At 34.6% G+C, this 26,190-nt stretch carries 22 protein-coding genes and 1 pseudogene; 8 read left to right on the top strand and 15 right to left on the bottom strand.

Annotated elements, in window-relative coordinates; translation table 11 throughout:
• Nucleotides 1–69: 69 nt before the first annotated feature.
• The 6 genes from FEZ18_RS01265 to FEZ18_RS01240 form a co-directional block, all read right to left on the bottom strand.
• Nucleotides 70–1,104 carry a TlpA disulfide reductase family protein gene (locus FEZ18_RS01265; protein WP_153266635.1) on the bottom strand — a complete coding sequence of 345 codons (1,035 nt, stop codon included), beginning with the start codon at nucleotides 1,102–1,104 and terminating at the stop codon, nucleotides 70–72.
• A gap of 83 nt (nucleotides 1,105–1,187) precedes the next feature.
• Complete coding sequence (locus FEZ18_RS01260) at nucleotides 1,188–2,042, bottom strand: substrate-binding domain-containing protein (RefSeq protein ID WP_153266634.1); 855 nt, start codon at nucleotides 2,040–2,042, stop codon at nucleotides 1,188–1,190.
• Between the two features lie 11 nt (nucleotides 2,043–2,053).
• On the bottom strand, nucleotides 2,054–2,920 hold the full coding sequence (locus tag FEZ18_RS01255; RefSeq protein WP_153266633.1) for a nucleoside phosphorylase: 867 nt from the start codon (nucleotides 2,918–2,920) through the stop codon (nucleotides 2,054–2,056).
• On the bottom strand, nucleotides 2,917–3,852 hold the full coding sequence (locus FEZ18_RS01250; RefSeq protein ID WP_153266632.1) for a DUF1835 domain-containing protein: 936 nt from the start codon (nucleotides 3,850–3,852) through the stop codon (nucleotides 2,917–2,919). The genes FEZ18_RS01255 and FEZ18_RS01250 overlap by 4 nt, the downstream gene beginning before the upstream one ends.
• 3 nt (nucleotides 3,853–3,855) lie before the next feature.
• Nucleotides 3,856–4,185: a translation initiation factor gene (locus FEZ18_RS01245; protein ID WP_153266631.1), complete on the bottom strand. Its 330-nt coding sequence runs from the start codon at nucleotides 4,183–4,185 to the stop codon at nucleotides 3,856–3,858.
• Between the two features lie 67 nt (nucleotides 4,186–4,252).
• Nucleotides 4,253–5,203 carry an isopenicillin N synthase family dioxygenase gene (locus FEZ18_RS01240; protein WP_153266630.1) on the bottom strand — a complete coding sequence of 317 codons (951 nt, stop codon included), beginning with the start codon at nucleotides 5,201–5,203 and terminating at the stop codon, nucleotides 4,253–4,255.
• Nucleotides 5,204–5,363: 160 nt separating this feature from the next.
• Between FEZ18_RS01240 and FEZ18_RS01235 the strand changes: the two genes are divergently transcribed.
• Both FEZ18_RS01235 and FEZ18_RS01230 read left to right on the top strand, forming a co-directional pair.
• Complete coding sequence (locus FEZ18_RS01235; RefSeq protein ID WP_153269018.1) at nucleotides 5,364–7,343, top strand: thiamine pyrophosphate-dependent enzyme; 1,980 nt, start codon at nucleotides 5,364–5,366, stop codon at nucleotides 7,341–7,343.
• A gap of 136 nt (nucleotides 7,344–7,479) precedes the next feature.
• Nucleotides 7,480–8,351, top strand: a pseudogene (locus FEZ18_RS01230) (sterol desaturase family protein).
• 114 nt (nucleotides 8,352–8,465) lie between these two features.
• On the opposite strand, the gene FEZ18_RS01225 reads toward FEZ18_RS01230, so the two are convergent.
• On the bottom strand, nucleotides 8,466–9,722 hold the full coding sequence (locus FEZ18_RS01225) for a dipeptidase (RefSeq protein WP_228122809.1): 1,257 nt from the start codon (nucleotides 9,720–9,722) through the stop codon (nucleotides 8,466–8,468).
• A gap of 143 nt (nucleotides 9,723–9,865) precedes the next feature.
• Here FEZ18_RS01225 and FEZ18_RS01220 point away from each other — a divergent pair, with 143 nt between their 5' ends.
• The 4 genes from FEZ18_RS01220 to FEZ18_RS01205 all read left to right on the top strand — a co-directional run bounded on the left by FEZ18_RS01220 (nucleotide 9,866) and on the right by FEZ18_RS01205 (nucleotide 16,364).
• Nucleotides 9,866–10,273 (top strand): 3D domain-containing protein, encoded by a 408-nt coding sequence (locus tag FEZ18_RS01220; RefSeq protein WP_194269496.1) that lies wholly within the window; start codon nucleotides 9,866–9,868, stop codon nucleotides 10,271–10,273.
• Between the two features lie 283 nt (nucleotides 10,274–10,556).
• Nucleotides 10,557–11,759, top strand: coding sequence for an exonuclease subunit SbcD (sbcD, locus tag FEZ18_RS01215; protein WP_153266628.1), 1,203 nt, complete (start codon nucleotides 10,557–10,559; stop codon nucleotides 11,757–11,759).
• Between the two features lie 11 nt (nucleotides 11,760–11,770).
• Entirely contained in the window at nucleotides 11,771–15,424 is a 3,654-nt protein-coding gene (locus FEZ18_RS01210) for an AAA family ATPase (RefSeq protein WP_153266627.1), read from the top strand.
• A gap of 271 nt (nucleotides 15,425–15,695) precedes the next feature.
• Nucleotides 15,696–16,364 (top strand): hypothetical protein, encoded by a 669-nt coding sequence (locus FEZ18_RS01205; RefSeq protein ID WP_153266626.1) that lies wholly within the window; start codon nucleotides 15,696–15,698, stop codon nucleotides 16,362–16,364.
• 53 nt (nucleotides 16,365–16,417) lie between these two features.
• On the opposite strand, the gene FEZ18_RS01200 is transcribed toward FEZ18_RS01205, so the two are convergent.
• Nucleotides 16,418–16,867, bottom strand: coding sequence for a Na(+)-translocating NADH-quinone reductase subunit F (locus FEZ18_RS01200; protein WP_153266625.1), 450 nt, complete (start codon nucleotides 16,865–16,867; stop codon nucleotides 16,418–16,420).
• A gap of 170 nt (nucleotides 16,868–17,037) precedes the next feature.
• On the opposite strand from FEZ18_RS01200, the gene FEZ18_RS01195 reads away from it, so the two are divergent.
• Nucleotides 17,038–17,415: a Na(+)-translocating NADH-quinone reductase subunit F gene (locus FEZ18_RS01195; RefSeq protein ID WP_153266624.1), complete on the top strand. Its 378-nt coding sequence runs from the start codon at nucleotides 17,038–17,040 to the stop codon at nucleotides 17,413–17,415.
• 41 nt (nucleotides 17,416–17,456) lie between these two features.
• A complete protein-coding gene (locus tag FEZ18_RS01190) occupies nucleotides 17,457–18,431 on the top strand; it encodes an FAD:protein FMN transferase (RefSeq protein WP_153266623.1) in 975 nt (324 codons plus the stop codon).
• Between the two features lie 90 nt (nucleotides 18,432–18,521).
• Here FEZ18_RS01190 and FEZ18_RS01185 read toward each other — a convergent pair whose 3' ends face one another.
• From FEZ18_RS01185 to FEZ18_RS01155, 7 genes are all read right to left on the bottom strand, one after another.
• Nucleotides 18,522–18,890, bottom strand: coding sequence for a DUF423 domain-containing protein (locus FEZ18_RS01185; protein ID WP_153266622.1), 369 nt, complete (start codon nucleotides 18,888–18,890; stop codon nucleotides 18,522–18,524).
• Nucleotides 18,891–18,899: 9 nt separating this feature from the next.
• A complete protein-coding gene (locus FEZ18_RS01180) occupies nucleotides 18,900–19,664 on the bottom strand; it encodes a class I SAM-dependent methyltransferase (protein ID WP_153266621.1) in 765 nt (254 codons plus the stop codon).
• Between the two features lie 38 nt (nucleotides 19,665–19,702).
• Nucleotides 19,703–20,080: a GxxExxY protein gene (locus FEZ18_RS01175; RefSeq protein WP_153266620.1), complete on the bottom strand. Its 378-nt coding sequence runs from the start codon at nucleotides 20,078–20,080 to the stop codon at nucleotides 19,703–19,705.
• Between the two features lie 51 nt (nucleotides 20,081–20,131).
• Nucleotides 20,132–20,950 carry a type I methionyl aminopeptidase gene (map, locus tag FEZ18_RS01170; RefSeq protein ID WP_153266619.1) on the bottom strand — a complete coding sequence of 273 codons (819 nt, stop codon included), beginning with the start codon at nucleotides 20,948–20,950 and terminating at the stop codon, nucleotides 20,132–20,134.
• A 94-nt stretch (nucleotides 20,951–21,044) separates the two neighbouring features.
• On the bottom strand, nucleotides 21,045–22,562 hold the full coding sequence (gene gpmI, locus FEZ18_RS01165) for a 2,3-bisphosphoglycerate-independent phosphoglycerate mutase (RefSeq protein WP_153266618.1): 1,518 nt from the start codon (nucleotides 22,560–22,562) through the stop codon (nucleotides 21,045–21,047).
• 320 nt (nucleotides 22,563–22,882) lie between these two features.
• Nucleotides 22,883–23,263 carry a RidA family protein gene (locus FEZ18_RS01160; RefSeq protein ID WP_153266617.1) on the bottom strand — a complete coding sequence of 127 codons (381 nt, stop codon included), beginning with the start codon at nucleotides 23,261–23,263 and terminating at the stop codon, nucleotides 22,883–22,885.
• Nucleotides 23,264–23,310: 47 nt separating this feature from the next.
• Complete coding sequence (locus tag FEZ18_RS01155; protein WP_153266616.1) at nucleotides 23,311–26,094, bottom strand: putative LPS assembly protein LptD; 2,784 nt, start codon at nucleotides 26,092–26,094, stop codon at nucleotides 23,311–23,313.
• Between the last annotated feature and the right edge of the window lie 96 nt (nucleotides 26,095–26,190).

Raw genomic sequence — 26,190 nt, 5'->3', positions numbered from 1 at the left:
AGCTATAAAGAAATAGAAAATGACATAAAAAAAACCGCAAATTGCGGTTTTTTTTATGTCATTTTCAACTTAAATATTTAATTCAGTAAACAATTCTTTAATAGATTTGTTTGAAGGTCTTGGTGCATCGGGTGATACTATATTTCCTTCTGGATCAATCAATAAAAACCTTGGAATACCTTTTATTTTATAATCTTGAATAAATTGCGACTGCCATCCTTTGGGCGCAAATAACTGAATACCACCAAGTTCTTTATCATTAACCATAGCTTTCCAATTCTCTCTTGCTTTATCCCAAGAGCCCCCATGGCTTCTATCATCATCAATAGATATGCTTAAAAATTGTATGTTTTTCCCGTGGTACTCTTTTTCTAGGGCTTTTAAAGCAGGGATTTCAGCTTTACATGGGCCGCACCAAGTAGCCCAAATATCTACATAGGTGAATTTTCCTTTTAAATCTGAAAGTGAAGTTGTTGAACCATTGATGTTTTCGTAATTTTCAAAAGTAGGAGAGGGCGATCCCTTAGGAAGTTCTTCTTTTAAAGCAATAGATTCTCCTATGTATTGTTTATAAAATTTTAACATAGGTTCAATCTCTTTTTTACCCTGATTTATTAAGAAAGTATCAATATGTGAATTAGAATCGTGAAAGGTAATTAATTCATTTTTTATATTTTCAATTTCAGTCTCTAACCCCGTACTGTTTAATTTCGATAATTCATCTATATTAAGTAATTTCTCAACAAGTAAGGATTTTTCAGCTAAAAAAGCATTGTGTTCAGATCCCGTTCCAGTATATTTTACAGATTCGTCGAAGGCTTTAGTATCTAGGGTCACATTAAGGTCGAATCCGTTTTTTAAAAATACAGGCGTAGATTCGCTACCATCGTAAAGCGAATAAATTCCAGTTTCTATCTTTAAAGTATCTTTAAAAGTGCCATTGTCTTCAACTTTAATAGTTTTAGAGTAATCTCTAGCTAGTATCACTAAAGAATCGCTGTTTTTGTTGGTAATGGTTCCTGATATCGTAGCATAATTTTTAGGTGTTTCTTTACAAGCTACAGAAACAGCTAATACACTACATAGTAAAAATATTTTTTTCATCGTTATAATTTTGAATGTACAAAAATAGCTATATGTACAGGTTTAATTGTAGTATTAACATTTGTTTAAGAAATTGAAGGTGATTATAGTTTGTGAGTTAATTGTTCGTAATCGACCATTTCTGGAATAATATTTAAGGTAAATAGTTCTTTTTGAACCTCATCGAGTGTCTTTTCATCAATAAGTTCTTGCGACCATTCGGTTAATTTTAACCATTCTTGTACATCTTCTAGTTTTTGGCCATACCGGTTTGCTATGGTTTTATCTATATTCTCAATGTCTTTAAAATTAGCTGTAGTATGGTTAATGATATTTAATAGGGTTTTAAGTGTTGTTTGGTTTGATGCAATAAAATCTTCTCTTGCAGCAATTACAAAACACGGCCAAGGTGAGGGGCAATTGGCTATGTGTCTAAACGTGCCATCATCAACCAAAGGTTTTGTGGTAAATTTTTCCCATAAAAAATAATCTGCCTTGCCGTTTGTTAAACCAGTTACGGCGCCATCAAGGGTATTAATCACTTCAAAATTTAAATCCTTATCTAAATCCCAATTGTTATTTCGAGCATTTATATAAGCCATTAGATGCGAGCCAGAACCATAGCGACTAATGGCTGCTTTTTTGCCTTTTAAATCTTCAATAGTTTTATGGGTGGAATGATGTGCTACATGTACACCCCAAATTAAAGGGGATTGCACAAAAGTTTGCACAATTTTGCTTGGGTTGCCGTTTATAATGTCTTTTACGATGCCCTCGGTAAGAATTACGGCAATATCAATTTCTTTTTCTCTTAGGGCTTTATTCATCGCACCTGTACCGCCGTAATAATCGTGCCATCGTATATTTATATTTTTATCTTTATAGTTTCCTTCCTTTAAGGTTAAATACCAAGCTAAATTAAAATGTTCTGGAACCCCACCTATATTTATTTGCGTCATTATTAATTAAATTAAGATAGTCTTTCTAGTGTGTACAAAATAAGGTTCTCTACAGCTTTTTTAGGGTTTTCGCTAAAAGTACCGTTAGCTCTATTGGCAATTATGGCGTTTAAAGAAAGGGCATGATGTCCCATGAGTTTGGCTAAGCCATAAATAGCCGATGTTTCCATTTCTAAATTGGTAATGCAAACGCCTTCAAAATTAAAAGCATCCATTTTGCCGTTTAAGGTGTCATCTTGAAGCGGTAAGCGTAACACGCGACCTTGAGAAGCATAAAATCCGCCAGCAGTCGCCGTGATGCCAGAATGTGTGGTTTTGCTTTTAAATTGTGCTTCTAGTTTTTTACTGTTTTCAATTATAATGGGTCTCGCTTTTAAAGGCGACCATTGGGTTTGTTTTATAAAAGCATCTTCCATTTTTGGGTTGGAAATGGGCTGAATTTGATAAGAATGAAGCATACCATTTATATCTAAACCATGAGAGCTTAATACTATAGCATCTACCGGAATATCGCTTTGTAAGGAACCCGATGTGCCTACTCTTAGTATATCAAGACTAGTGAGTGTGTCTTTAGGTTTTCTGGTCTTTAAATCGATATTTACAAGGGCGTCCAATTCATTTAAAACAATATCGATATTATCGGGACCAATACCTGTGGAAATTACCGTTATACGTTTGCCCTTATACGTACCGGTTTGTGTTTTAAACTCGCGTTTTTGAGTTTTAAAATCAACCGTATCAAAATGTTTCGTGATTTTCTCAACACGATCTTGATCGCCAACAAGAATAATGGTATTCGAAATGTTTTCGGGTTTTAAATTAAGATGATAAATACTGCCATCTGGATTTAAAATTAACTCTGAATTTTTAATGCTCATTTTAGAATTGATTTTACTAGCTTATTCTGCTTTTTACTAAATTGGAACTCCGATTTGTGAACACCGCCAAAAACCATATTGTTGTTTAATTCTTCTGAAAAATTATGAGTTCCTAAAAGGGCTTCGTGTCCCTTGCGATTAAGCGTTATACTATTGTTTGTAATGGTAAAAAAGATGCTTAAATTGTCGATTATTCTATTAAGTTGAAGATCGCCATACCCGTAATATCCTTGGTAGTTAAGGGCATAACCCAAAACATGATGTTTCGATTTAATGTTGTAATCTTTAACCATACTCAAAATATTTTGTTCTAACACATTTAATCCATTCTTCGGATTTGGAAAGCGTTCTAAGTGGGCTTTTAAACAATTGTTTAAATATTTAAAACTGGAGTTTTGTATAATATAAGGTATAAATAGATTGTGATCTTTACCGCAATAAATGCTCCAAAGTGTTTTAGCCAATTCAATATCTTCTGGTTTTAGTTTGACCTTAGCCTTGTAGTGTTTTGAGAGTTGATTCGGGGAAAGCTCTGAAAGGGCTTTTAAATTTTTCTCACCTTTTACTCTACCACTACATACTAAATATAAGGGTAGGTTTATTTTTTTTTGTTTTAACAGACTTATTACGGCTAGTAGGTTTATATGGCAAAATAAATCGTATTCAAACCACAGTATAATTTCTGAATAGGACTCCCAATCATTTAGTTTATCAAGTTCCTTTTTTAATTCAGAAACATCTAAATCAATATCATAAAATGATTTTAAAAAGCCGCTTCTAAGTTTTAAAAAGGGGTCATTCGCAACGGTAGTTTGTGTGGGGCCTTCACATAACATTTCTTGCCATGTTAGTTTTTCTCCAGTAATATTTAATTCGGTTAAATAATTTGTGAGATGGGTACCGTTAGTAATATGTAATATGGACTCGGTCATAAATTAGCCGCCAACACGTTTTACATTAAAGCCTTTGTCTTTTAGTATTTGCATGATTTTGTCCCGATAATCACCTTGAATTATTATTTTATCGTCCTTAAAACTGCCGCCAACGCTTAAGGTTTTTTTTATGTCTTTAGCCAATGTTTTAAAATCTTCGGTAGCACCAGTATAGCCTTCTAAAATAGTTATGGGTTTACCTTTTCGTTTTTCGTATTTGCAAAGTATAGGATCGTCCTGTAACCAGATATTATTATTTTCCTCAGAATCATTCATGGGTTCTTCAGATATATGCTCAGGAAACAAATTTTTTAATTGATCTTTTAAGTCCATATTGTTTTTTATTCAATTTAGAGTTTGGTCGGTGGTTTTACTTCAATGCAGTTAATTTGGTGTTTAATTATTTTTTTATCAATCCAAGTTCTATTAAACGTTCATTTAAAAATTCGCCAGCTGTAATATCGTCGAAAGCTTTAGGGTTGTCGTCGTCAATACAACTTTCTAGAACGTTTAGTTTCATTTCACTTACGGGGTGCATAAAAAACGGAATAGAATAGCGGGATGTTCCCCAAAGCTCTTTTGGTGGGTTAATAACCCGGTGTATGGTTGATTTTAATTTATTATTGGTGTGTCTAGAAAGCATATCGCCAACATTAATCATAAGCTCATCGGGTGCTGCTATAGCATCAATCCATTCCCCTTTATTGTTTTGCACTTGTAATCCGCGACCTTGCGCGCCCATTAATAGGGTAATTAAATTAATGTCGCCGTGGGCAGCGGCACGAACCGCTTCATTAGGTTCTTTGGTAATTGGCGGGTAGTGTATGGGTCTTAAAATGGAATTGCCTTGGTAAATATAGTCATCGAAGTAAGTCTCTTCTAAATCCAAATGTAGTGCAAGCGCTCGCAACACATATTTTGCTGTTTTTTCAAGCATTTTATAAGCTTCTTTACCTACGGTATTAAAGTTTGGAAGTTCTTCAACAATAACGTTTTCTGGGTATTCGGCTTTATGTTTCGAGTTGTCTTCTACATATTGGCCAAAATGCCAAAACTCTTTTAAATCACCTTCTTTTTTGCCTTTAGCACTTTCTTTACCAAAGGAGACATAACCGCGCTGGCCACCAATGCCTGGAATTTCGTATTTCTGTTTCGTTTTGGTTGGTAAACTAAAAAACTTTTTAATTTCAGCGTATAAATTATCAACTAAATTATCATCAAGAAAATGACCCTTGAGTGCAACAAAACCAATGTCTTCATAAGCTTTTCCAATAGCCTCAACAAATTTTTGCTTTTTTACTGGATCGTTAGAAATGAAGTCTTCTAAATTTACGCTGGGTATCTTATTCATAATATTGATTTTTAATTGACTGCCTTACAAATGTACAAAAAGTATGTCTGTTTTTTTGATTGTAAATTAAGATAAGTTTTATAATGATTAATGCATTTTATAGTATATTTGATAAAATTTGAATCTTCTTTTTATGGGTAAAACCGAGGCTTTATTTAATATGAGTTACCACACCGAAGACCTAGATGCCAATGCGCTCGTTCAACTTTACAAGAACATGCTTAAACCAAGAATGATTGAAGAGAAAATGCTTATTTTACTGCGTCAAGGTAAGATAAGTAAGTGGTTTTCTGGTATTGGTCAAGAAGCGATTTCTGTAGGGGTTACTATGGCTTTAAATAGCAACGAATACATTTTGCCCATGCACCGAAATTTGGGTGTTTTCACCACTAGAAACATACCGTTGTCTAGGCTGTTTGCACAATGGCAAGGGAAAGCTTCTGGGTTTACAAAAGGGCGCGATCGTTCGTTTCATTTTGGAACTCAGGACTATAAAATTGTTGGTATGATTTCTCATCTTGGTCCGCAGTTGGGGGTAGCCGATGGTATTGCTTTAGCAAGTAATTTAAAACATAAAAATGAAGTTACAGCCGTATTTACTGGTGAAGGCGGTACAAGTGAAGGCGATTTTCATGAGGCTTTAAACGTGGCTTCTGTTTGGGGTTTACCCGTGCTTTTTTGTGTAGAAAATAATGGGTACGGCTTATCTACCCCAACTAGCGAGCAATACCATTGTAAAGATATTGCAGATCGAGCTGTGGGTTACGGGATGGAATCTCACATTATAGATGGAAACAATATTATTGAGGTGTACACCAAAGTTAAGGCGCTTGCCGAAAGCATTAGGGAGACCCCAAGACCCATTTTATTGGAGTTTAAAACATTTAGAATGCGTGGGCATGAAGAGGCCAGTGGTTCGAAATATGTGCCCCAAGAATTTTTAGATGCATGGTCCAAAAAAGATCCCGTTATTAATTTTAGAGCCTTTTTAAAAGAAAAAGACGTTTTGAATGAAGCCGAAGATGTGTTGATTAAAGAGACCATTTTACAGGAGATTAACACCCATTTAGATATTGCAAATAAAGCTCCAAAAATAATTCCAAGTGTGGCTGCTGAGTTAAATGATGTGTATAGAGATTATGAATATGAAGCCATTACGCCAAATAATGCTCAAACTAAAGAAAGCCGTTTTGTAGATGCCATTTCTGAAGGCTTAAAACAAAGCATGGAGCGCCATAGTGATTTGGTGATTATGGGTCAAGATATTGCCGAATATGGTGGTGTTTTTAAAATTACCGATGGTTTTGTCGAGGCTTTTGGGAAAGATAGAGTTCGAAATACGCCTATATGCGAATCGGCCATTGTTGAAGCTGCTATGGGACTTTCCATCGCCGGAATTAAAAGTGTTGTGGAATTACAATTTTCAGATTTTGTAACCTCTGGTTTTAATCCCGTGGTAAATTATTTAGCTAAATCACATTACAGGTGGAACCAAAATGCCGATGTTGTTTTAAGAATGCCCTGCGGTGGCGGTGTGGCTGCAGGACCGTTTCACTCGCAAACTAACGAAGCTTGGTTTACAAAAACACCGGGTTTAAAAGTAGTGTATCCGGCATTTCCTTACGATGCTAAAGGCTTATTGTTAACCGCAATAAACGACCCCAATCCCGTGTTGTTTTTTGAGCATAAAGGCTTGTATAGAAGCATTCGTCAAGAGGTTCCTGTAGATTATTATACCTTGCCTTTTGGAAAAGCATCGGTTTTAAAAACTGGTAACGATGTTACTATTATCGCTTATGGTGCGGCTGTACATTGGGCTTTAGAGACCTTGGATGATCATCCGTCGATGCAAGCCGATGTAATAGATTTAAGAACACTACAGCCTTTAGATACCGAAACGATTTACAATTCGGTTAAAAAGACGGGTAGGGCCATTATATTGCATGAAGACTCCTTGTTTGGTGGTATTGCTAGCGATATTTCTGCGCTTATTATGGAGCATTGTTTTGAGTATTTAGATGCACCAGTGAAGCGTGTAGCGAGTATGGAAACCCCCATTCCTTTTATTAATCAATTGGAAGAACAATATCTTGCAAAAGGTAAATTTGAAGACGCTTTAAAAGACCTTTTGGCGTATTGATTTTGTTCAAGTTGTCTTGCAGTCAAAATAACAAATATTACCCATGGTTTTCATGTTTTATTCATTTACAGATAATCTGATGTACTTCTTATACGGCCTTCAATAAGACAAAAACAACCCTAATTAAAATTTTAATATGAATTACCTCGAAGCTTTTAAAACAGGATTTGTAAACACCTTAAATTGGGTTTGGGATTCTATAGTGTTTAATGTGCCATGGTACACTAATTATTTTTGGGGATTAATACTCATTTCGTTGGTTGTTTGGGGACTAGAAATTGTTTTTCCTTGGCGAAAAAATCAATCCATCTTCAGAAAAGATTTTTGGCTAGACGCTTTTTATATGTTTTTCAATTTCTTCATTTTTTCTATTGTAATAAGTGGTGTTTATAAGTTTTTAGAAATGGTATTTTTAGATTTTGGTATCACTATAAAATCACTATCGGTTATGGATATAACGGCATTTCCGATGTGGAGTCAACTACTAATTTTCTTTGTTGTTCAAGATTTTGTGCAATGGTTTACCCATGTGTTATTGCACCGTTATATTTTTTATGGAAATTTCATAAAGTGCACCACTCGGTTAAAGAAATGGGTTTTGCAGCGCATTTGCGATACCATTGGATGGAAAATATTTTCTACAAGCCTTTAAAAACCCTTGCGGTTATGCTTTTAGGTGGTTTTGAACCCGAGCAAGCATTTATTGTGCATTTTGTGGCGATTACCATTGGACATTTAAATCATGCCAATATCAAACTCACATACGGACCTTTAAAGTATGTTTTTAATAATCCTGTAATGCATTTGTATCACCATGCTTATAGCCTGCCAGAGGGTAAAGATTATGGTGTAAATTTCGGGATTAGTTTAAGTGTATGGGATTACATTTTTAAAACCAATTATGTTCCTGAGGCAAGCGGCGCCCTTAAATTAGGATATTCAGATGATGCGAAAATGCCTGAAAATTTCATAAAACAACTCGTTTATGGCTTTAAAAAGAGCGATTAATTCTTAAAATTAAAGCAACGACAATTTAGTTTTTAAAAAGAAATAGGTCTATTTCTTTTTAAAAACTAAAAACTAGGTAATGAAGCAAGTTATCTAAAAGACTATTAATAAGCCTTAGTTTAGGGTTTTAGCGACGGCTTCAACTTCATCTAAAACACGCAATAAATTGCCACTCCAAAGTTTTTCAATATCATCTTCGGTGTAGCCTCGTTTTACCAATTCTAGAGTCACGTTAAAGGTTTCAGAAGCATCACTCCAACCTTCTATACCGCCACCACCATCAAAATCGCTACTTATTCCAACGTGTTCCAAGCCTATTTTTTCAACCAAATAATCTATATGATCTACAAAATCGGCAACATCTACAGCCTTAGGGAAATCTTTTATTTTAGAAGCTTTGTTATGGACGATCTCTGGGATGGCATTCCAATCTGGATTGGCTTTTAAAGCGTCTTGAGTTTCTTTATCTAGATTCCGAAATTCCCATCTGCCATACCATTTTAAACCTAGAGAATCTGCAACCTGATGTCTTATTTTATTTAGCGCAGCTTCACGAGCTTCATGTTTTTCTTTGTTTAAATAGCTTTTAAAGGCTACGGCATGCACAACTCCGCCATTTCCTTTAATCCATTCCAGCTGTTCATCATCTAAATTTCTACTGTGATCGCATAAAGCTCTAGCAGAAGAGTGCGAAGCTATAATAGGCGCTTTACTAAGTTCTACCATATCTCGAATAGCTTCTTTCGAGGGGTGAGATATGTCTATCATCATGCCTAAACGGTTCATTTCTGCAATTACTTCTTTACCCAATTCGCTTAAACCATTATGTAACCAAACGTTGTCTTTTTCACCTGTATTGCTATCGCATAGTTGGCTGTGTCCATTATGTGATAAAGACATATAACGCGCACCGAGATTGTAGAATTTCTCAACATTTTTAATGTCTAGTCCCACAGGGTATCCGTTTTCTATACCAATCATGGCCACTTTTTTGCCCGATTTGTGTATGCGACGCACATCATCAGAGTTGGTCGCTAATTCAATAGCGTCTGGAGCAATATCGTTAACTAATTTATGAATGGCATTAAATTTGGTCATCGCAGTTTGGTAGGCTTTTTTGTAACCCTCGGCCGATAAGGTGTCTTGACCCGTATATACAATAAACCAAGCGACATCTAATCCGCCAGCTTGCATTTTTGGTAAATTCACTTGAGACTCTAAATTCTGACTGTAATTTATGCTGTCTGTAAAGTTTGAAATGTTGATATCGCAATGCGTATCTAAAGTAATAATACGCTCATGAATGGCTTTGGCACGATCTTTTAATGCCGTGTCATCTTCGGTTTTAGTAGCGTTATTTTTGCAAGACATGAAGAGTAGAATTAAACAAAGAAGGGAAATAGTGGTTCTCATGATTTTTGGTTTGGTAGTTAGAAAGAAGTGAAAATACAAAAAAATTAAAACACACTCACAAATATTATAGAATTAGTATATTTATTAAAATTTTTTACATCATGTTGCACAAAATTTTTGGTATTGTTTTTATTTTAACCTTAACGACAACGGTTAAAGAAGACACAAAAGAAAAAGATATTTACAACTGGCATAAACTACAAGTTACGGCGACCGCTTATAATTCTTTAGCGCATCAAACAAATTCTAATCCGAATATAACTGCTTTTGGCGATAAAATTAGACCAGGATTAAAGTATATAGCAGTGTCTAGAGACCTTTTAAAAATGGGGTTTAAGCATAATACACCTGTTAAAATCGAAGGGTTCGATGGTGTATATCTTGTTAAAGATAAAATGAATAAACGCTGGGAAAAACGCATTGATATTTACATGGGTGTCGATGAAAAAGCAGCCAAAACATGGGGTAAAAGAAAGGTAAACATAACATACGGTACCCCTAAAAAATAATATTAAAAAGGTTTTTTTTTGATTTCTGGTTTTTAAATGTTTCAAAACTCAATCATTTTATTCGATCTTCTATAATTCTTGGCTGCTTCTAAATACTTTTTACTTTATGTTTGTTGCAAATAGCGGGAACTATAAAAATTTATACGTTCTTGTTTTAAATGGTTTACTTCAATAAAAACAGTTAAAAACGACATGAAACATCCATAACTAAAATTTGATGCTCTAGATCATGATTAGATGGATGTCGCAGGTGACCGATGAAAAAAACAATGAAAAAAAACACATGAAAATACTTCACACGGCCGATTGGCATTTGGGACACAGACTACACGAGCAATCTCAATTAGAGGAACAAACCTTGTTTTTAAGCTGGATTGAAAACTACATCATCGATCAAAAGATTGATGTGCTTTTAATCTCTGGAGATGTTTTTGATTCGGGTTCACCATCAAATCAAAGTTTAGAAATGTACTACAATTTCTTGGTTAAACTAAATACAACAACTTGTAAATCGATTATTATTACAGGTGGCAACCACGATTCGCCGGGCACATTAAACGCACCAAAACATATTTTAAATGCGCTATCCATAAAAGTTGTTGGCAAAGCCACAGAGCAGGTTAAAGATGAGGTTTTTGAAATCGATATAAACGGCGAAAAAGTAATTGTTGCAGCCGTGCCATATTTGCGTGATGGTGATATTAGACGTGCCGTTGCTGGTGAATCTTTTGAAGTTTTAACCGATAGATACAAAACAGCATTAATAAACCATTATCAAGCCGTGGCTTCCCATTGTAAATCTATAAATACTGCACAGGCACCAGTAATTGCCATGGGTCATTTATTTGCCATTGGGGGATCTGTTTCAGACAGTGAACAAAATATTTATGTAGGAACTTTAGGGCATATCGGAGCTGAAGATTTCCCAGAATATTTCGATTATATCGCTTTAGGGCATTTGCACCGACCTCAAATAATTGGCGGAAACGAGAAAATTAGATATTCGGGATCGCCACATATTTTAAGCTTTAGTGAAATTGGTTATGATAAAAAAGTGATTGTTTTAACTATAGAAAACAACAAAATCGTTAAGATACAAGATGAGATTGTTCCACGTTTTAGGGCTTTTTATAAGTTAAAAGGTGCAGTTTTAGAATGTATTGATGTTTTTCCAAGTATAGTCTCTAACGCTTATAATTTAACTCCTTGGGTGGAAATTGTGTTGCACGAAGATCATACTATTAATACCGATGATTTAAAAAAAGAGGCCGAAAAATACGGGTTTGAAATATTAAAAACGACCCTTAAAAACCACCGCAAAACAAAAGGTATTGAAGAATTACTTGAAGAGACAAAATCAATTAAAGAATTAAAACCTACCGAAGTTTTTAAGCTTAAATGTGCAGAAATGAATTTTGATTTAGCAGAAGCCCCCGAGGTTTTAGATGCTTTTAATGACATATTGCAAACTGTTAAAAAGCAATAAGTGTAGATGATATGAAAATTTTAAAAATAGAATTACAAAATATAAATTCATTAAAATCTGAATCTACTATTGTTATAGATTTTGAAAGTGAAGCCTTTGCAGATGTGGGTTTGTTTGCCATAACAGGGCCTACTGGTGCAGGTAAAACTACTGTTTTAGATGCCATTACTATAGCCTTATATCATAGTGTGCCACGCTTTAGTGGTACAAAAGGTAGCTTACTTGATGTGGTTAGTCATGGTGCAAACGATGCTTTTAGCCGCGTAACCTTCGAGAACGACACTGTTATTTATGAGGCCTTTTGGGGGATTAGAGTTGCCGATAAATCAGGGAAAAGGTATAAAAACCCAAAAGAAGAAGTAAGCTTAAAAAATTTAACATCAGGCGAGATTTTAGCCACTCAAAAACGGCAATTAATTACCGAGATGGTGCGCGTTACGCAATTAGACTATCAGCAGTTTTTAAGATCGGTAATGCTAGCTCAAGGGGAATTTGCGGCGTTTTTAACCGCCAAAGGCCCAGAAAAGGGGCGTTTGTTGGAGCAAATTACAGGCGAAGACATTTATAAAAAAATTGGACAAGCTATTCTCGATAGAAAAGCATACGAAGAAAAGCAATTAGAGCAATTAGAGGCTAAAATTAATGCCGATGATGTTTTAACAGAAGATCGCAAAATTGCACTCAGTCAAAAAGACAAAATACTAGATGCTCAGATAAGTCAGGTTGAAAAGGACTTGAAATCCGCTCAGACTATAGTAGATTGGTATGGTAAGTTCCATAAAATTAACGAAGAAGCAGATAAACTGGATAAAGATGCTCAAAATATCCTGCGTTTTATAGAAAGCCATAAACGAGAATTAGAGTTATTGGATTTAAACGAAAAAGCAGAACCCTTTAAAGATGCTATTCAGCATTACAACAGAATAGACAAAGCTTTCGAGACCAAGAGAAACGTTTTAAAAACCATAGAAAACGAATTAACGCAACTCAAACCAAAAATTGAAAATTTAGAGCGCATAACCAAAAAACAAGTGCTTGAGCTGGAGTTGGCAGATCAAGAATTTGCTAAGTGGTTGCCTAAATTTGATGTCATTACCAACTTAGATGGTGCATTAAAAAACGAAGCCGAAAACCGCGATAATTTAAAGAAAAAGTTAGATGCTTTAGCCTTGCAAATCGAAGGGTTAATAAATGAAGAGAAGGATTTAGTTAAGCGTTTATTTGAAACGGAATCAAAGATTAAAAGTGAAACGGCATTTATTAATCAGAATTCATTTTTGAAAGATGTAGCCTTAGAGATATCAAACTGGACAACCCGTTTAACCACATTAAAAGGACATAAGGATGCATTAAACAAAGATTTAATATTTGTTGATGAGAAAAATAAAGAGCTAGAAAAAACAACTGCGCATTTATTGACCAACGACGACCTTCTCATAAAAAAAACAGCAGAAATTGAAAAAACAGAAAAGGAACTCGCTAAAGTCGCGGCTCATTTATCCAAAAACAATATCACCGATATATTGGCCAAAAAAGAAAAATTGACCTTAACAGAATCGCATTGGAAACAGTTTAGTAATCTTTCTCAACAAACCATAAAAGCTCAAAAGGAACATGATCGTTTAGTGCTTCAGCAGAAAACGTACGCTATAGATTTGGAAAGTGTTACAAAAGAAATTCAAACGATAAACAAACACATAGAGGCACAAGAAAAATCGGTTGCAGATGCCGATAAAATTTTAAATCTAGAAAAAAGTATTTCTAAATACGAAAACGATCGGCATAATTTAATAAAAGGGGAACCTTGTGGTTTGTGCGGTTCTAAAGATCATCCTTTTACTAAGCATTTAGAGGTTGCAGGGGTCTCAAAATCTGAGTTAGAGCTTAATAACCGAAAAGAAATTTTAAACAAATTTAATTTTTTTAAAAATGAATTAGATAAAAGACAGGTAAAAATTAACACAACCCTTGAGACGACAAAGCAACACATCCAAACGATGTCAGAAGAATTGAAGGCTCTTAAATTAACTGCAAATCAGTTAAATATTGATTGTGAATTAACTGATGTTTCAAAAATAGAAACTGAACTAAATGGGCTAACCGAACAAATTAAGTCCTTAAACGAAACTTTAAAAACGGCACAACAATTACAAACGGATAAGAATACACTATCAGAACAAATTAAAGCGCAAAACGAAGCCGTTAATATGATTAAAACAACTCGTGCCAAACTAGAGGAAAACATTAAAAATACTAAAGCTGAAATTAAGCTTAAGCGCGAATCCATTAACAGTTTAACTCAAATTTGTACCGATTTAGAGCACGATTTAAAAATAAAATTATCCAAATTTAATTACCAATTACCATCCTTAGAACAAACCCATATATTTATTCAAAATATTGAGGAGGCTATTGGTAATTTTAATAAAAAGCAAAAGAACTTAGATGTTTTAAATTCAGACCTAAAAGTCATTAATACCAATTTAATTAACAATAAAAAACAACTTGAAGCGCATTATAAAACTCAAAAAGATGATTTTAAAAACATAAGTGATTCTGCGGCGAAATCTGAAACATTAAAAACCCAACGACACCGCATTTTGCCAATGCATATTACTGTAGAAAGTAAAAGAAAGGCTTTGGAGGTTGTGAAATATGAAATCAATAAAAAAGTTGAACTGAGCAAGAAAGACCTGCAAATACTGCGGGATAGTATTAATGAAAAAGAAACCTTAAGACGTAATACCATTAAAGAGCAAAAGGAATTGCTAGATGAATTGCACACTCTAAAATCAGCCTTAGATACACAGATAAAAAATAGTGATTTTGAAACCAAACAAGCTGTAGAAAAAGCCTTATTATCTCATGAAGACAAAGTAAAATACACTCGAAATAAGGATCGAATAAGAGAAAATCAGGTCAAACTAAAAACATTAAAATCGGCCAATAAAAAGGCAAAGGAAGATTTAAATACATTGAAGACTTTTGATGTTTCAGAAGCTGAAAGCAAACAAAATTTAGAAGATTTAAAAACAGAAAACAAAACCCTGTTAACCGAAAAAGGAAAGATTATCGAGACCTTTAGAAAGGATAAAGAGATTAGAGATAGAAATAGGGAACTTTACAAAAAAATTGAAGCACAGGTAAACGTATGTAAGGTATGGAGATCGCTTTTTAAAATTATTGGCAACTCAAAAGACGCCTTTAATGTTTATGTACAGCGTTTAACCTTAAAAAACTTACTAGATCTTGCTAACTTGCATCTATACCAGTTAAATAAGCGGTATTCATTACAACTTGAAGAAAGCTATAAGCCAAAGGAGGAACTTAATTTTAATTTAATTGATCATTACCAAACCGATCAAGTTCGATTAATTGATACTTCAAGCGGAGGCGAAAAGTTTATTATTAGTTTGGCATTGGCCTTAGGGTTATCCGATTTAGCGAGTAAAAACGTTAAAATCGATTCTTTATTTATTGACGAGGGCTTCGGGACCTTAGACAGCAATACTTTAGAAACGGTTATTTCCACGTTAGAAACCCTACAATCTCAAGGAAAAATGATTGGCATCATATCGCATGTCGAGCACCTAAAAGAACGTATTCCTACTCAAATTCAGATTACAAAAAAGAGTAATGGGGTAAGTGTGTTGGATATTTTATAGGTTGTAATTTTTAGATTTATAAGATTTAAAAGCCAAAAAGTATTTAAGGAATGATTTTTGATTAAAGAAATGCTAAATAACTTCTGTAATAAGACAAATTACAGATAAATATGATAGCTTTGAGTTTGGAATTGTGATCTTTGAGCTTTCTATTTAATTTTCAGAAAACAATTTTAGAACATGATAAATTTAAAAAGAAACGAATTATATGCGACATAACATTGTTAATTTGGTATAAGCATAAAAGACTTTTGTTATATATTTTAATAAGATGAAACAGTATTTTTATTTTCTGGTACTATTTGTTTTTACGATATCGGCAAATGCGCAATTGGATAGTAGAAATAATTCAACCTCCATTCCTGCGGTAAAAAGTGAGAATAAATCGTCTAGTAACAACGTTTTAGCGCCTTCTAAACCTATAGAAAACGAAACGTTTAATGGATTGTCTGCACCACGAATTAATCCTACTTTGAGCGTTCCTAAGAAAAAATTTTCTATGTTTGGAGAGACTTTTGTAAACCCTGGAGATCTGTATAAAAAACGTTTGGAAAAAAAGTCTGAAGCCATAAAAGTCGAAGAGGGGCTTGGAGCAAAAGGTAGTACAACCGATCAATATTTTGGAGATTTTAGGACAAACTCAGAATATGTTCAAGTGGTGTATAGAGATTTTGGTTTAGAAGATGGCGATTTAATTCGAGTGTTAGTAAACGATGAGGTTTTAGAGTATCGCGTTATGCTCACCAATCGCTCTAAGGGTTTTAAATTGGATTTAGTTGAAGGTTTTAATAAAATAGACTTCCTTGCTTTAAATGAAGGGTATTCCATGCCAAATACTGCAGAATTTCATGTCATTGACGATAAAGGAAATACCATAGCAGGAAATCAATGGAACCTGGCTAAAGGTGTTAAGGCAACGATTATTGTGGTTAAAGAGTAGCGTGCGAAATCCCTATTTTAAAGGGTCTGAAAACCCAGCGAGGTCCTAAAAAATTAATAGCTTTTAAGAGGCTCGCTTAAATTCATGGCCTTGTTAAATAGTTGGTCGCAATCCATAACATTAGGCATATTATCTAAATAGCATAAATGTGCAACTACTTCACTTAGCCCCTTAAAAAGTACTTCTTTATTTATGTTGTCTGGTTTAAATAATCGTAATTTAGAACTGAGTTTATACCCACAACCTTTTAAAAACGCCGCTTCTATTTGCAGTAGTTCTAAGGGAGAATAACCATTAAATTGCCTACCAAAACTTTGGTGTATGCGTCCTAAATAATTTAGTTTTAAACTGCCATGTACATCTGTTAAGTGTTTCCAATGGTCTGATTGATCTAAAATATTGCCAACAGCACATTGCTTACAGTCCTCTGGATTTAAACGGTCTTGATGGAATGCCGTATAAAGTTTTTTTATCGCATTGTTAAATCGTTTTGAAGTTTTCATAACTCATATTTTAATCTTAAAGATACAAAAAAAGATAAATTTAAATGTTAATTTTGTCTTATATCGTTAAAAATCAAAGCGTTGGTCTTTTAAGAAAGTGGTTGGAATTGTAATTTATTATTCGGAATTATCTTCCTAAGGTTTTATCTTTGTAGGACACCAATAGTATTATGAGTAAAGCACTAACACCACAAGAATTGCACTACCTCGCCATGAATCATGTTGGAAAAGATTTGAAAGCGCGTGGTTTCGAGTTTATTGCTGTAAATAGCAAACTAAAAAAGCACCCACAATTTGTTTGTATCGATAAAAACAAGCAGTATTTTTTTGTTATTGTGCGTGCTATTATGTTACCCGACAATCCTAATAATTACGATGTGGTTTGGATGGAGACTTTTAAAAAACACGCTAGAGAAAATAATGCCAAAGTGTTATATGCTGGTGTAGGTTTGGGAAACCCAAATGATCAAGATGCTCCCATCTATTTGAACGAAGATTACCTTTTAGAATACAACGGGTTACAAGTTTTAGAAACCAATTTAAACTAACTTAGCCATACCATGTCATGGTTTTTAATACCAAACAAAATATGAGAATACTTGCCGTGCTAATTCTATCTGTAATAAGCCTGTTTTCATGCCAAAATAAAACAGAAAACACGGTAATACAAGGTACTGTTTTTGGAACCTATTATAGAGTAATTTATAATTCTGAAGATGATTATCAAAAGCCATTTGATAGTTTGTTTTTTGTCATTAATAAATCCATGTCTACGTATCAAGAAAATTCAGATATTTCTAAGGTAAACAGGAATGAAATTGTGACTATCGATACCCATTTCACAAAGGTTTTTCAGGCTTCAAAAAGAATTTACAAAGAAACCCATGGTGCTTTCGATCCTACTATTGGTGCAGTTGTGAATGCCTGGGATTTTGGACCACAAGGTAAAATTATTGATTTGGATAGTGTTAAAATTAAAAATTTAATGCAATCTGTAGGTTTCGATAAAGTGAAATTAGCAGACCATCGAATAGAAAAACCACAAGAAACCTTTATAGATTTTAATGCCATAGCCAAAGGGTATGCTGTTGATGTGATTTCTGAATTTTTAAACCATAAAAACATAGAAAATTATCTGGTTGATATTGGTGGCGAATTAAGAGTTAGGGGTCTCAATGCTGAAAAAAACACTGAATGGCGTCTAGGGGTTGAAAACCCAAATTTTGATGGTACACAATCTATAAATAAAGCTTTTTTTTTAAGAGATAAAGCTATGGCGACATCTGGGACTTATAGAAAGTTTAAAGTAGATCAAAATGGCAATCGTTACGCCCATATTATCGATACCAAAACGGGTTATCCTAGTAAAACCAACTTGTTAAGTGTTTCGGTGATTGCAAATACTTGTATGGATGCCGATGCCTATGCCACAGCTTTTAAAGCTATGGGTATTGATAACATTAAAGCATTTTTACAATCACATCCAGAGCTTCAAGTGTACTTAATTTTTGAAAACGAGGACAAAGCCATAGAAACTTTGGCTTTAAATAATTTTCCGGAATAACTTTTTGTTAGAATTAAAAAAGGTTTGTGTGTCTATAAATAATGAGTTCAGCACTATAGGGTGATTAAAACCTTAAAGAAGGAAATTTTCTTAAAACGCATTTATTAATAATAATAGCCAGCCAATAACTAGAAGCAGGCCACCTAGTGGTGTAACTGGGCCCAAGAAACGAAGTTTTTTTCCTTTGGCATCAGATAAAACTAAACCATAAATACTAAAGGAAAACAATACAGTCCCTAATGTAAAACACCAATATATGGCTGGGGTTGTAAAGGCATAGTTAAGGCCTAAAATTAATAACACAATAGCGTGATACATTTGGTATTTAACACCTACTTCAAAACTTTGTAATTGTTCTTCTGATAATATTTTCTTTAAAGCATGAGCTCCAAAGGCTCCAAATATTATGGATAATAGTCCGAAAATTGAGGCGGTAATTAGAATAATTTGCTGAGTCATTTTGCGTGTTTATTTATAAACTACTGGAATAATTTCTCCTGGAGCTAAACAATACTTTTTTATCGCTTCCGCGGAAAGCTTTGCGGTGTAATCAACTTCTTCGACTCTAAACCCGATGTTGCGAAGTTTAGCGAAATAATCGCGACCGTAAACCCGCACATGGTCGTATTGACCAAATATTTTGGCGCGTTCGGCCCTATCAGTAATAGAATTGTCTTCAAAGGTTTCAGCACGCTCTAAATCTTGCGGAATCTGAAAAATACCATATCCGCCAGGTTTCATTACTCTGTATAATTCCTGCATGGCTTTGTCATCATTCGGGATATGTTCTAAAACATGGTTGCATAAAATAATATCGAAGCTATTGTCTTTAAATGGTAAGTTACAGATGTCAGCTTTTACGTCGGCAATGGGCGAGCGTAAATCGGTTGTTGTATACTCGAGGTTTTTAAGGTTTTTAAACCGTTTTAAGAAACACTGTTCTGGTGCAAAATGAAGCACTTTCTTTTCAGCAGTAAAAAAATCGGTGTCATTCTTTAAGTACAACCATAAAAGTCTGTGACGCTCCAAACTTAATGTTGAAGGCGAAAGCACATTATCGCGCTGTTGGCCATAGCCATAAGGTAGGAAACTTTTAAAACTCTTACCATCAATCGGGTCGGTGTAGTTGTGCCCTTTTAAAACCCATGCTAAAATGGGACGAGCCCAATAACTTAACCTTATTAATAGGGGTCTTGGTATGGTGTTTAGAATTATTTTAAAGATTTTTTTCAAAGTTGTTTCGCGGAGTTTCACAGAGACATCACAGAGATTCACTGAGAAGAATTAATAAATCGTTTAATTCCGTTTTTTAATAGTTTGGTATGAAAGTTAATTAATAATCCCAAAGGATAGTTTCCTAATTTCATATAAGTTAAGATCTGGGCAGAATGAACATCAGTAAAAGATTCCACAGTTTTTAGTTCAAGGACAATCTTATTTTCAACTAATAAATCAATTCTATAACCATGATCTAGTTTAATGTCTTTATATACTATTGGTAATTCTATTTCTTTTTTAACGTTTAAGCCAATAGATTTTAATTCAAAAAGTAAACATTCTTGATAAGCAGATTCCAATAGTCCTGGGCCTAAAGCACGATGCACATTTATTGCAGCTCCAATAATTGTTTTCGTTAAATTATTATCCATAATCACTTCGTGTAACTCTGCGATTTCTCTGTGAAGCTCTGTGTAATAGCTTTAAAGTACTAAAGCCTCCCGTCTAAACTCATCTTCTTCATCACTTTTAATCCCTAAAGCATCATAAATATAGGCAAATGTTGAGAGTAGTTCTGGTTTGCCATCTACTAGGGCTACATTGTGTTCAAAATGAGCGCTAGGTTTCTTGTCTAAAGTGGTAATGGTCCAACCATCTCTATGTTGTTTTATTTTATGCGTTCCTTGGTTAATCATAGGTTCTATGGCTACCACCATGCCTTCAATAAATTTTTTACCACGGCCACGTTTCCCATAATTTGGCATTTCTGGGTCTTCATGCATTTTTCTGCCTAAACCATGGCCAACCAATTCTCTAACAACACCATAGCCGTGATCTTCACAATATTTTTGAATGGCATAACCTACATCGCCAACACGATTTCCTTTTTTAAATGCACGAATACCAACATACAGAGATTCTTTTGTTACTTGAAGTAATTTTTCGACTTCTGGAGCAATTTCACCAACAGCAAACGTGTAGGCATGATCTCCATAAAAACCATTCTTTAGAGCACCACAATCTATAGATATGATATCTCCTTCTTTTAATGGTGTGCTATTAGGTATGCCATGAACTACCTGTTCGTTAGGGCTCATACAAAGCGTATTTGGGAAATCATACAAGCCTAAAAACCCAGGAATAGCACCATGATCTCTAATGTGTTCTTCAGCAATTTTGTCTAATTGAAGTGTGGTTACACCTGGTTTCACTTCTTTAGCAAGTACCCCTAATGTTTTAGATACAATAAGAGCACTTTCTCGCATCAATTCTATTTCTTCTCTTGTTTTTACTACAATCATGTTTTTAAAAATATAGGCAAAGATACTTAAAAACCTAAATTGGTTTTAAGAAAGTAAAATTACTATTTTATAGTTTAATATTATTTTTCATTATTCAAACCAAGGGGTGTCGGGTCATGGCTTCGGGTTGCGGTAAACCCATAAGTTTCAAGATAGTTGGTGCGATATCGCCTAAAACGCCATCTTTAATAGCTTTTAAATCCTTATCGATTAGAACAACAGGAACAGGGTTTGTGGTGTGTGCTGTATTTGGAGAGCCGTCTGGATTTATCATGGTCTCACAATTGCCGTGGTCTGCGATAAGTAATGTGGTGTAACCATTGTTTAATGCTGTATTTACTATGTCTTTAACACAGGCATCGACAGCTTCGCAGGCTTTTATGGCGGCTTCCATAACGCCCGTATGCCCAACCATATCACCGTTTGCAAAATTTAAGCATACAAAATCGACCTCGGCTTTTTCTAATTCAGGGATTAAAGCATCACGTAATTCGTAGGCACTCATTTCAGGTTTTAAATCGTAGGTAGCCACTTTTGGCGAGTTTCTTAAAATTCGAGTTTCTCCTTTAAAAGGTGTCTCACGACCCCCAGAAAAGAAAAAAGTAACGTGTGGGTATTTCTCGGTTTCGGCAATTCTAATTTGTGTTTTATGGTGTTTTTCTAAAACTTCACCTAAAGTTTCGCTTAAGTTCTCTTTATTAAATATAACGTTTATGTTATGGTATGTGTCGTCGTAATTTGTAAGCGTTACGTAGTGCAAATTGAGTTTATGCATGTTTTGCTCATGAAAATTGGTTTGCGTTAAAGCTTCGGTTAGCTCACGACCGCGATCGGTTCTAAAGTTAAAAAATATAACAACATCTTCATCTTTTATTTGAGCGATGGGCGTATTGTTTTTATCAACCATAATAATGGGTTTAATAAACTCATCGGTGATATCGTTATCGTAACTTTTTTGGATAGACTTAGTGGCATTAGTCGATTTTTCGCCAATACTATTCACCAAGGCATCGTAAGCTAATTTTATACGATCCCAGCGTTTATCTCTGTCCATAGCATAATAACGACCGGTTATAGTAGCGAGTTTTGTATTGGTGTTTTCAATATGGTTTTCAAGGGCTGTTATAAAACCGTAACCAGATTTGGGGTCTACATCGCGACCGTCGGTAAAGGCGTGCACAAAGGTGTTTTTTACGCCAAAATTATTAGCGGCATCAATTAAAGCCAGTAGGTGATTTATATGCGAGTGTACGCCACCATCGCTTAATAACCCTAAAAAATGAACATTTTTATTATTGATTTTTGCATAGTTAAAGGCATCGACCAAAACCTTTTCAGAATTTAGGGTTTTGTTTTTAACCGCTAAATTCACTTTTACAAGATCTTGGTAAACAATTCGGCCTGCTCCTAAATTCATGTGTCCCACTTCACTATTGCCCATTTGGCCTTCTGGTAACCCCACGTGCAACCCATCGGTTCTTAAGGAGGCGAAGGGGTATTTTTTATATAATGAATCTATGAATGGTGTATTGGCATGATCGATAGCAGAGACTTTTGGGTCTGGAGAATTTCCCCAACCATCAAGAATCATTAAGATGACTTTTTTGTTCATTTTTCTGAAAATTTTGAGCCATCAAAGGTAGGGAGATTATAAAAAATTACGGCATTAAAAATGGGTGAAATCGATTATTGTTGTTAACCGACAGAAAATTTTATAGATTATCGCTAGCTCGAATCTATAAAAGAAAAACTAAATAGTTTGATTTCTTATGATTTTAGAAACTCGTAAATGGGAAGTTGATAACTTTTGATTTCCCCAGTTTTTTTAAAGCTTTGTGGATTTGTTTTATCGAATTAAAAACCATCGCTATAGACCCGAAAAGTTTATAGCGATGGTTTTTTTACAAGCAATAAGCATGATTAATTTTATGCTTATTTTACGGCTATCATGCTAATTTCTACATTAACATCTTTTGGTAATCTCGCAACTTCTACGGTTTCTCGAGCGGGAGCATTGGCATCGTCAAAATAACTACCGTAAACTTCGTTTATTGTTCCAAAGTTATTCATATCGCTAATAAATATGGACGATTTGATAACATTTTCAAAAGTCATATTGGCTGCTTTTAAAACGGCTTTCATGTTTTCCATAACTTGTTTTGTTTCGGTTTCAATATCATCTAATACTAAAACGCCTGTTTCTGGATGAAGCGCTATTTGTCCAGAGGTATAAAGTGTATTACCACTTAAAACGGCTTGATTGTAAGGACCAATTGGAGCGGGTGCCTCTGTGGTTGTAATTATTTTTTTCATGATGTTATAGTTGTTTTTTTTCCGCGAAAGCGAAACATTAGTTTAATTTAAAGACGTTGATCTTGTTCTTTGCGTTTTTCGTATTTTAAATCTTTTAGAATATTCGATTTTATGCCAATAAAGAAATTCCAAGAGCTTCTAGAGCTAAAAGGAACCCAACTAAAATTCATACGCCAACTCAAAAGATCGCGTTCAAAACGCAATTGGGTATAGGTAAAACCTTTGTTTTTTAAATCGTACCCAGAAGAGGCGCCCACCGACCATTTAGGCGATAATTCGATGTTTCCAGAAAACATGAGCGAGTGCGACGATATTTCGTTCTGTCGTCTGGAGTTTGAGTAATTCACAGCGTATGCCAGACGTAAATCCCAGGGTATTTTAAAATTGTAAAACTCGCTAGGTTCTTCATCTTTTTTGTCGTCGCTGGTTTCACTAAATCTAGAAAAGTCTTCAGAAACTCCAAACAAATCGTCGTCTCGACCACCGCTTCTTAAGTTTTCTTCTATGGCTCGATCTTTATCTTTTTTATCTCGACTACTTTTTTTACCTCCAGATAACGAATAACTCATGGTGGCATTGGCGCTTGTTAATCTAAAAAGGCTTCCACCATTGTCGATATTAAATTTATCGATGCGGTTATTGTTATTATCTAACGCATAAGGGTCTAAAGTAGCACCAAAGTTTATACTCATTTTATTATCAAATAATTGGGTGCCTCCACTCATTCTTACTGGGCTCCACTGCAAGGAATCTCCTGCAAAATTATAAGAGGTTGAAAAATTTAAATTATTTAATAGTATTACTTTTTTTGGCTCTGTGGCAGTAGTGTCTTTATCGCGTACCTTAGCTTCAAAATTATTGGCGAGCGAGATACCCATAGAGCTAGAAAAGGTTTTGCCTGGGGTTCCAAATAGGCCATCTTCGAATCGCGAATACTCTAATCGCGGATCGTTTTGAATAATTTCCAATTCGCTAGCCGTTAAACCCTCGGCATTAACCACCTCGGCAGTTTCATAATATTTATCGAAAGCCGGATTAATATTATAGCTAATTGAAGGGCGCATAACGTGACGAATGGCATGTATTTTAGGGTTTTCTCCTTCTTTTTTAAAGTTAAATAAGCCGTAAACGGTTGTTCCTAAACTGGTGCTAAAATTATAGGTTCTAAAGGCATCAAAACCGTTTACCGTTTCGGTGATAACATCGTCGGTTAAATAATCGTAAACTTTATCAACAGTTTTAAAAGACCATACCTCGTTATAACTTGCAGAACTACTTAAACTAAAATGTTTAAAGAGTTTAAAGTTTGTGCTTATTGGTATGGAATGTTGGAAACCCGTTTTGGCATCATCAAACATTTCTTTTTTAAAGAACAGAGAATCTGTAGTTTGAATTCTGTTTTCGCCACGAACGCTATATTGAAAATTGATATTTTGGATGATCCCTTTTTTTGAACCGGTTTTAGGCGCAAAAGGGAATATTCTACTCACGTTTCCTTGTAATGTTGGAAGCGTCATATTTATTTGCTCGGTGTTTGTGTTTTGAGAGTGTGTGGCTGTAACACTGTAATTAACCGATGGCTCACCGTCGAAAGTTTTAGAGTAGGACACCGAAGACGATAAGGTATTGTTTAAAAATGCACCAGTATTAATTTGATTAAGTGAGGTTCTGTAATAGGTACTACTACCTAAGTTAACAGAAGCAGAGAAACGCGAACTGGGGCTAGCCTTTGAGTCTTGAGTGTGCGACCAGCGCAAATTGTAAACTGTAGATTTGCCGTAATCTGGAAATCCGCGTTCACTGGTAATTAAATTTTCGTATCGAAATCCTAGATTTCCTCTAAATTTGTAGCGTTTTGCATAGGTGTTCTCCAAACGTAAGCCATAACTACCATTGGTATAGTAATCTCCTAGGACCGCTAAATCTACATAATCGTTTATCGCGAAATAATAGCCTCCATTTTGTAAAAAGTATCCGCGCTCGTTTTGTTCACCAAAACTTGGGATTAAAACCCCTGAGGTTTGTTTTTCCGATTGCGGAAAAAAAGCAAAAGGTACACCAATGGGGGTAGGAACATCGTAAATAAATAAATTTGTTAAACCAGTCACAATTTTTTTACCAGGAACAACCTTCGCTTTCCTGAGTAAGATGTAGTACTCGGGATCGTCCAGGTTTTCGGCGGTAGTATATTTTCCGCGATGTATAAAATAAACAGAATCGTTTTCTTTTTTTGTTATCTGAGCAATTACAGTACCATCACCTTGTTCTGTTTTCGAATTATAAATTAAAGCTTTTTTAGATTCGGTATTAAAAAGAATGGAATCGGGTTCTACCACGCTCGGGCCTTGCGTAAAAACTGGCGATTGCGAATATGCGCCAAGTGAATCTATGATGCCTCGGGCGTAAACCGTATTGGTGCTATAATCGATTACAATACTTCCAGATTTAATGTTAATATCACCATAATTAATTTCGGCCTCATTATACAAATAAAGCTTTTGTTTCTTTTGATTGAATGCCGAATAATCTGTGGCTTTATAGGTTACAATATGCTCTAGTATTTCCTTCTTAGGTTTTATAGAATCGGTTATAACCGAGTCTTGCTCTGTATTAGAAGGCTTCTCCGATGTATTGAAATTTTTCGCATTAATAAACAAACTATCTGTAACAACGGGCTTTATAGAGTCTCTGGATTTTATAATATCTTGGGAGAAGCTAAACGCGTTAACAAGTACGGTTAAACTTAATGCAAAAAGTATTTTAAAGTTCTTTGTATCCAACGCTTTTAAATGTATTTTTGTAAAAGTATGGCTTGGTTTTTGAATTGTCAAAATTACATATATTTTTCTGTGATAATTTATTAATCGGCGGAAAATTTTAAATTAAATAATTACTCGAAATAATGGAGTAAAAAACCAAAATTCTAG

It is taken from the genome of Oceanihabitans sp. IOP_32 (assembly GCF_009498295.1).
GTDB classification, from domain to species: Bacteria; Bacteroidota; Bacteroidia; order Flavobacteriales; family Flavobacteriaceae; genus Wocania; species Wocania indica.
Note: the sequence above shows the minus strand (reverse complement) of the source record. Positions and strands in the feature narration are given on the sequence as shown.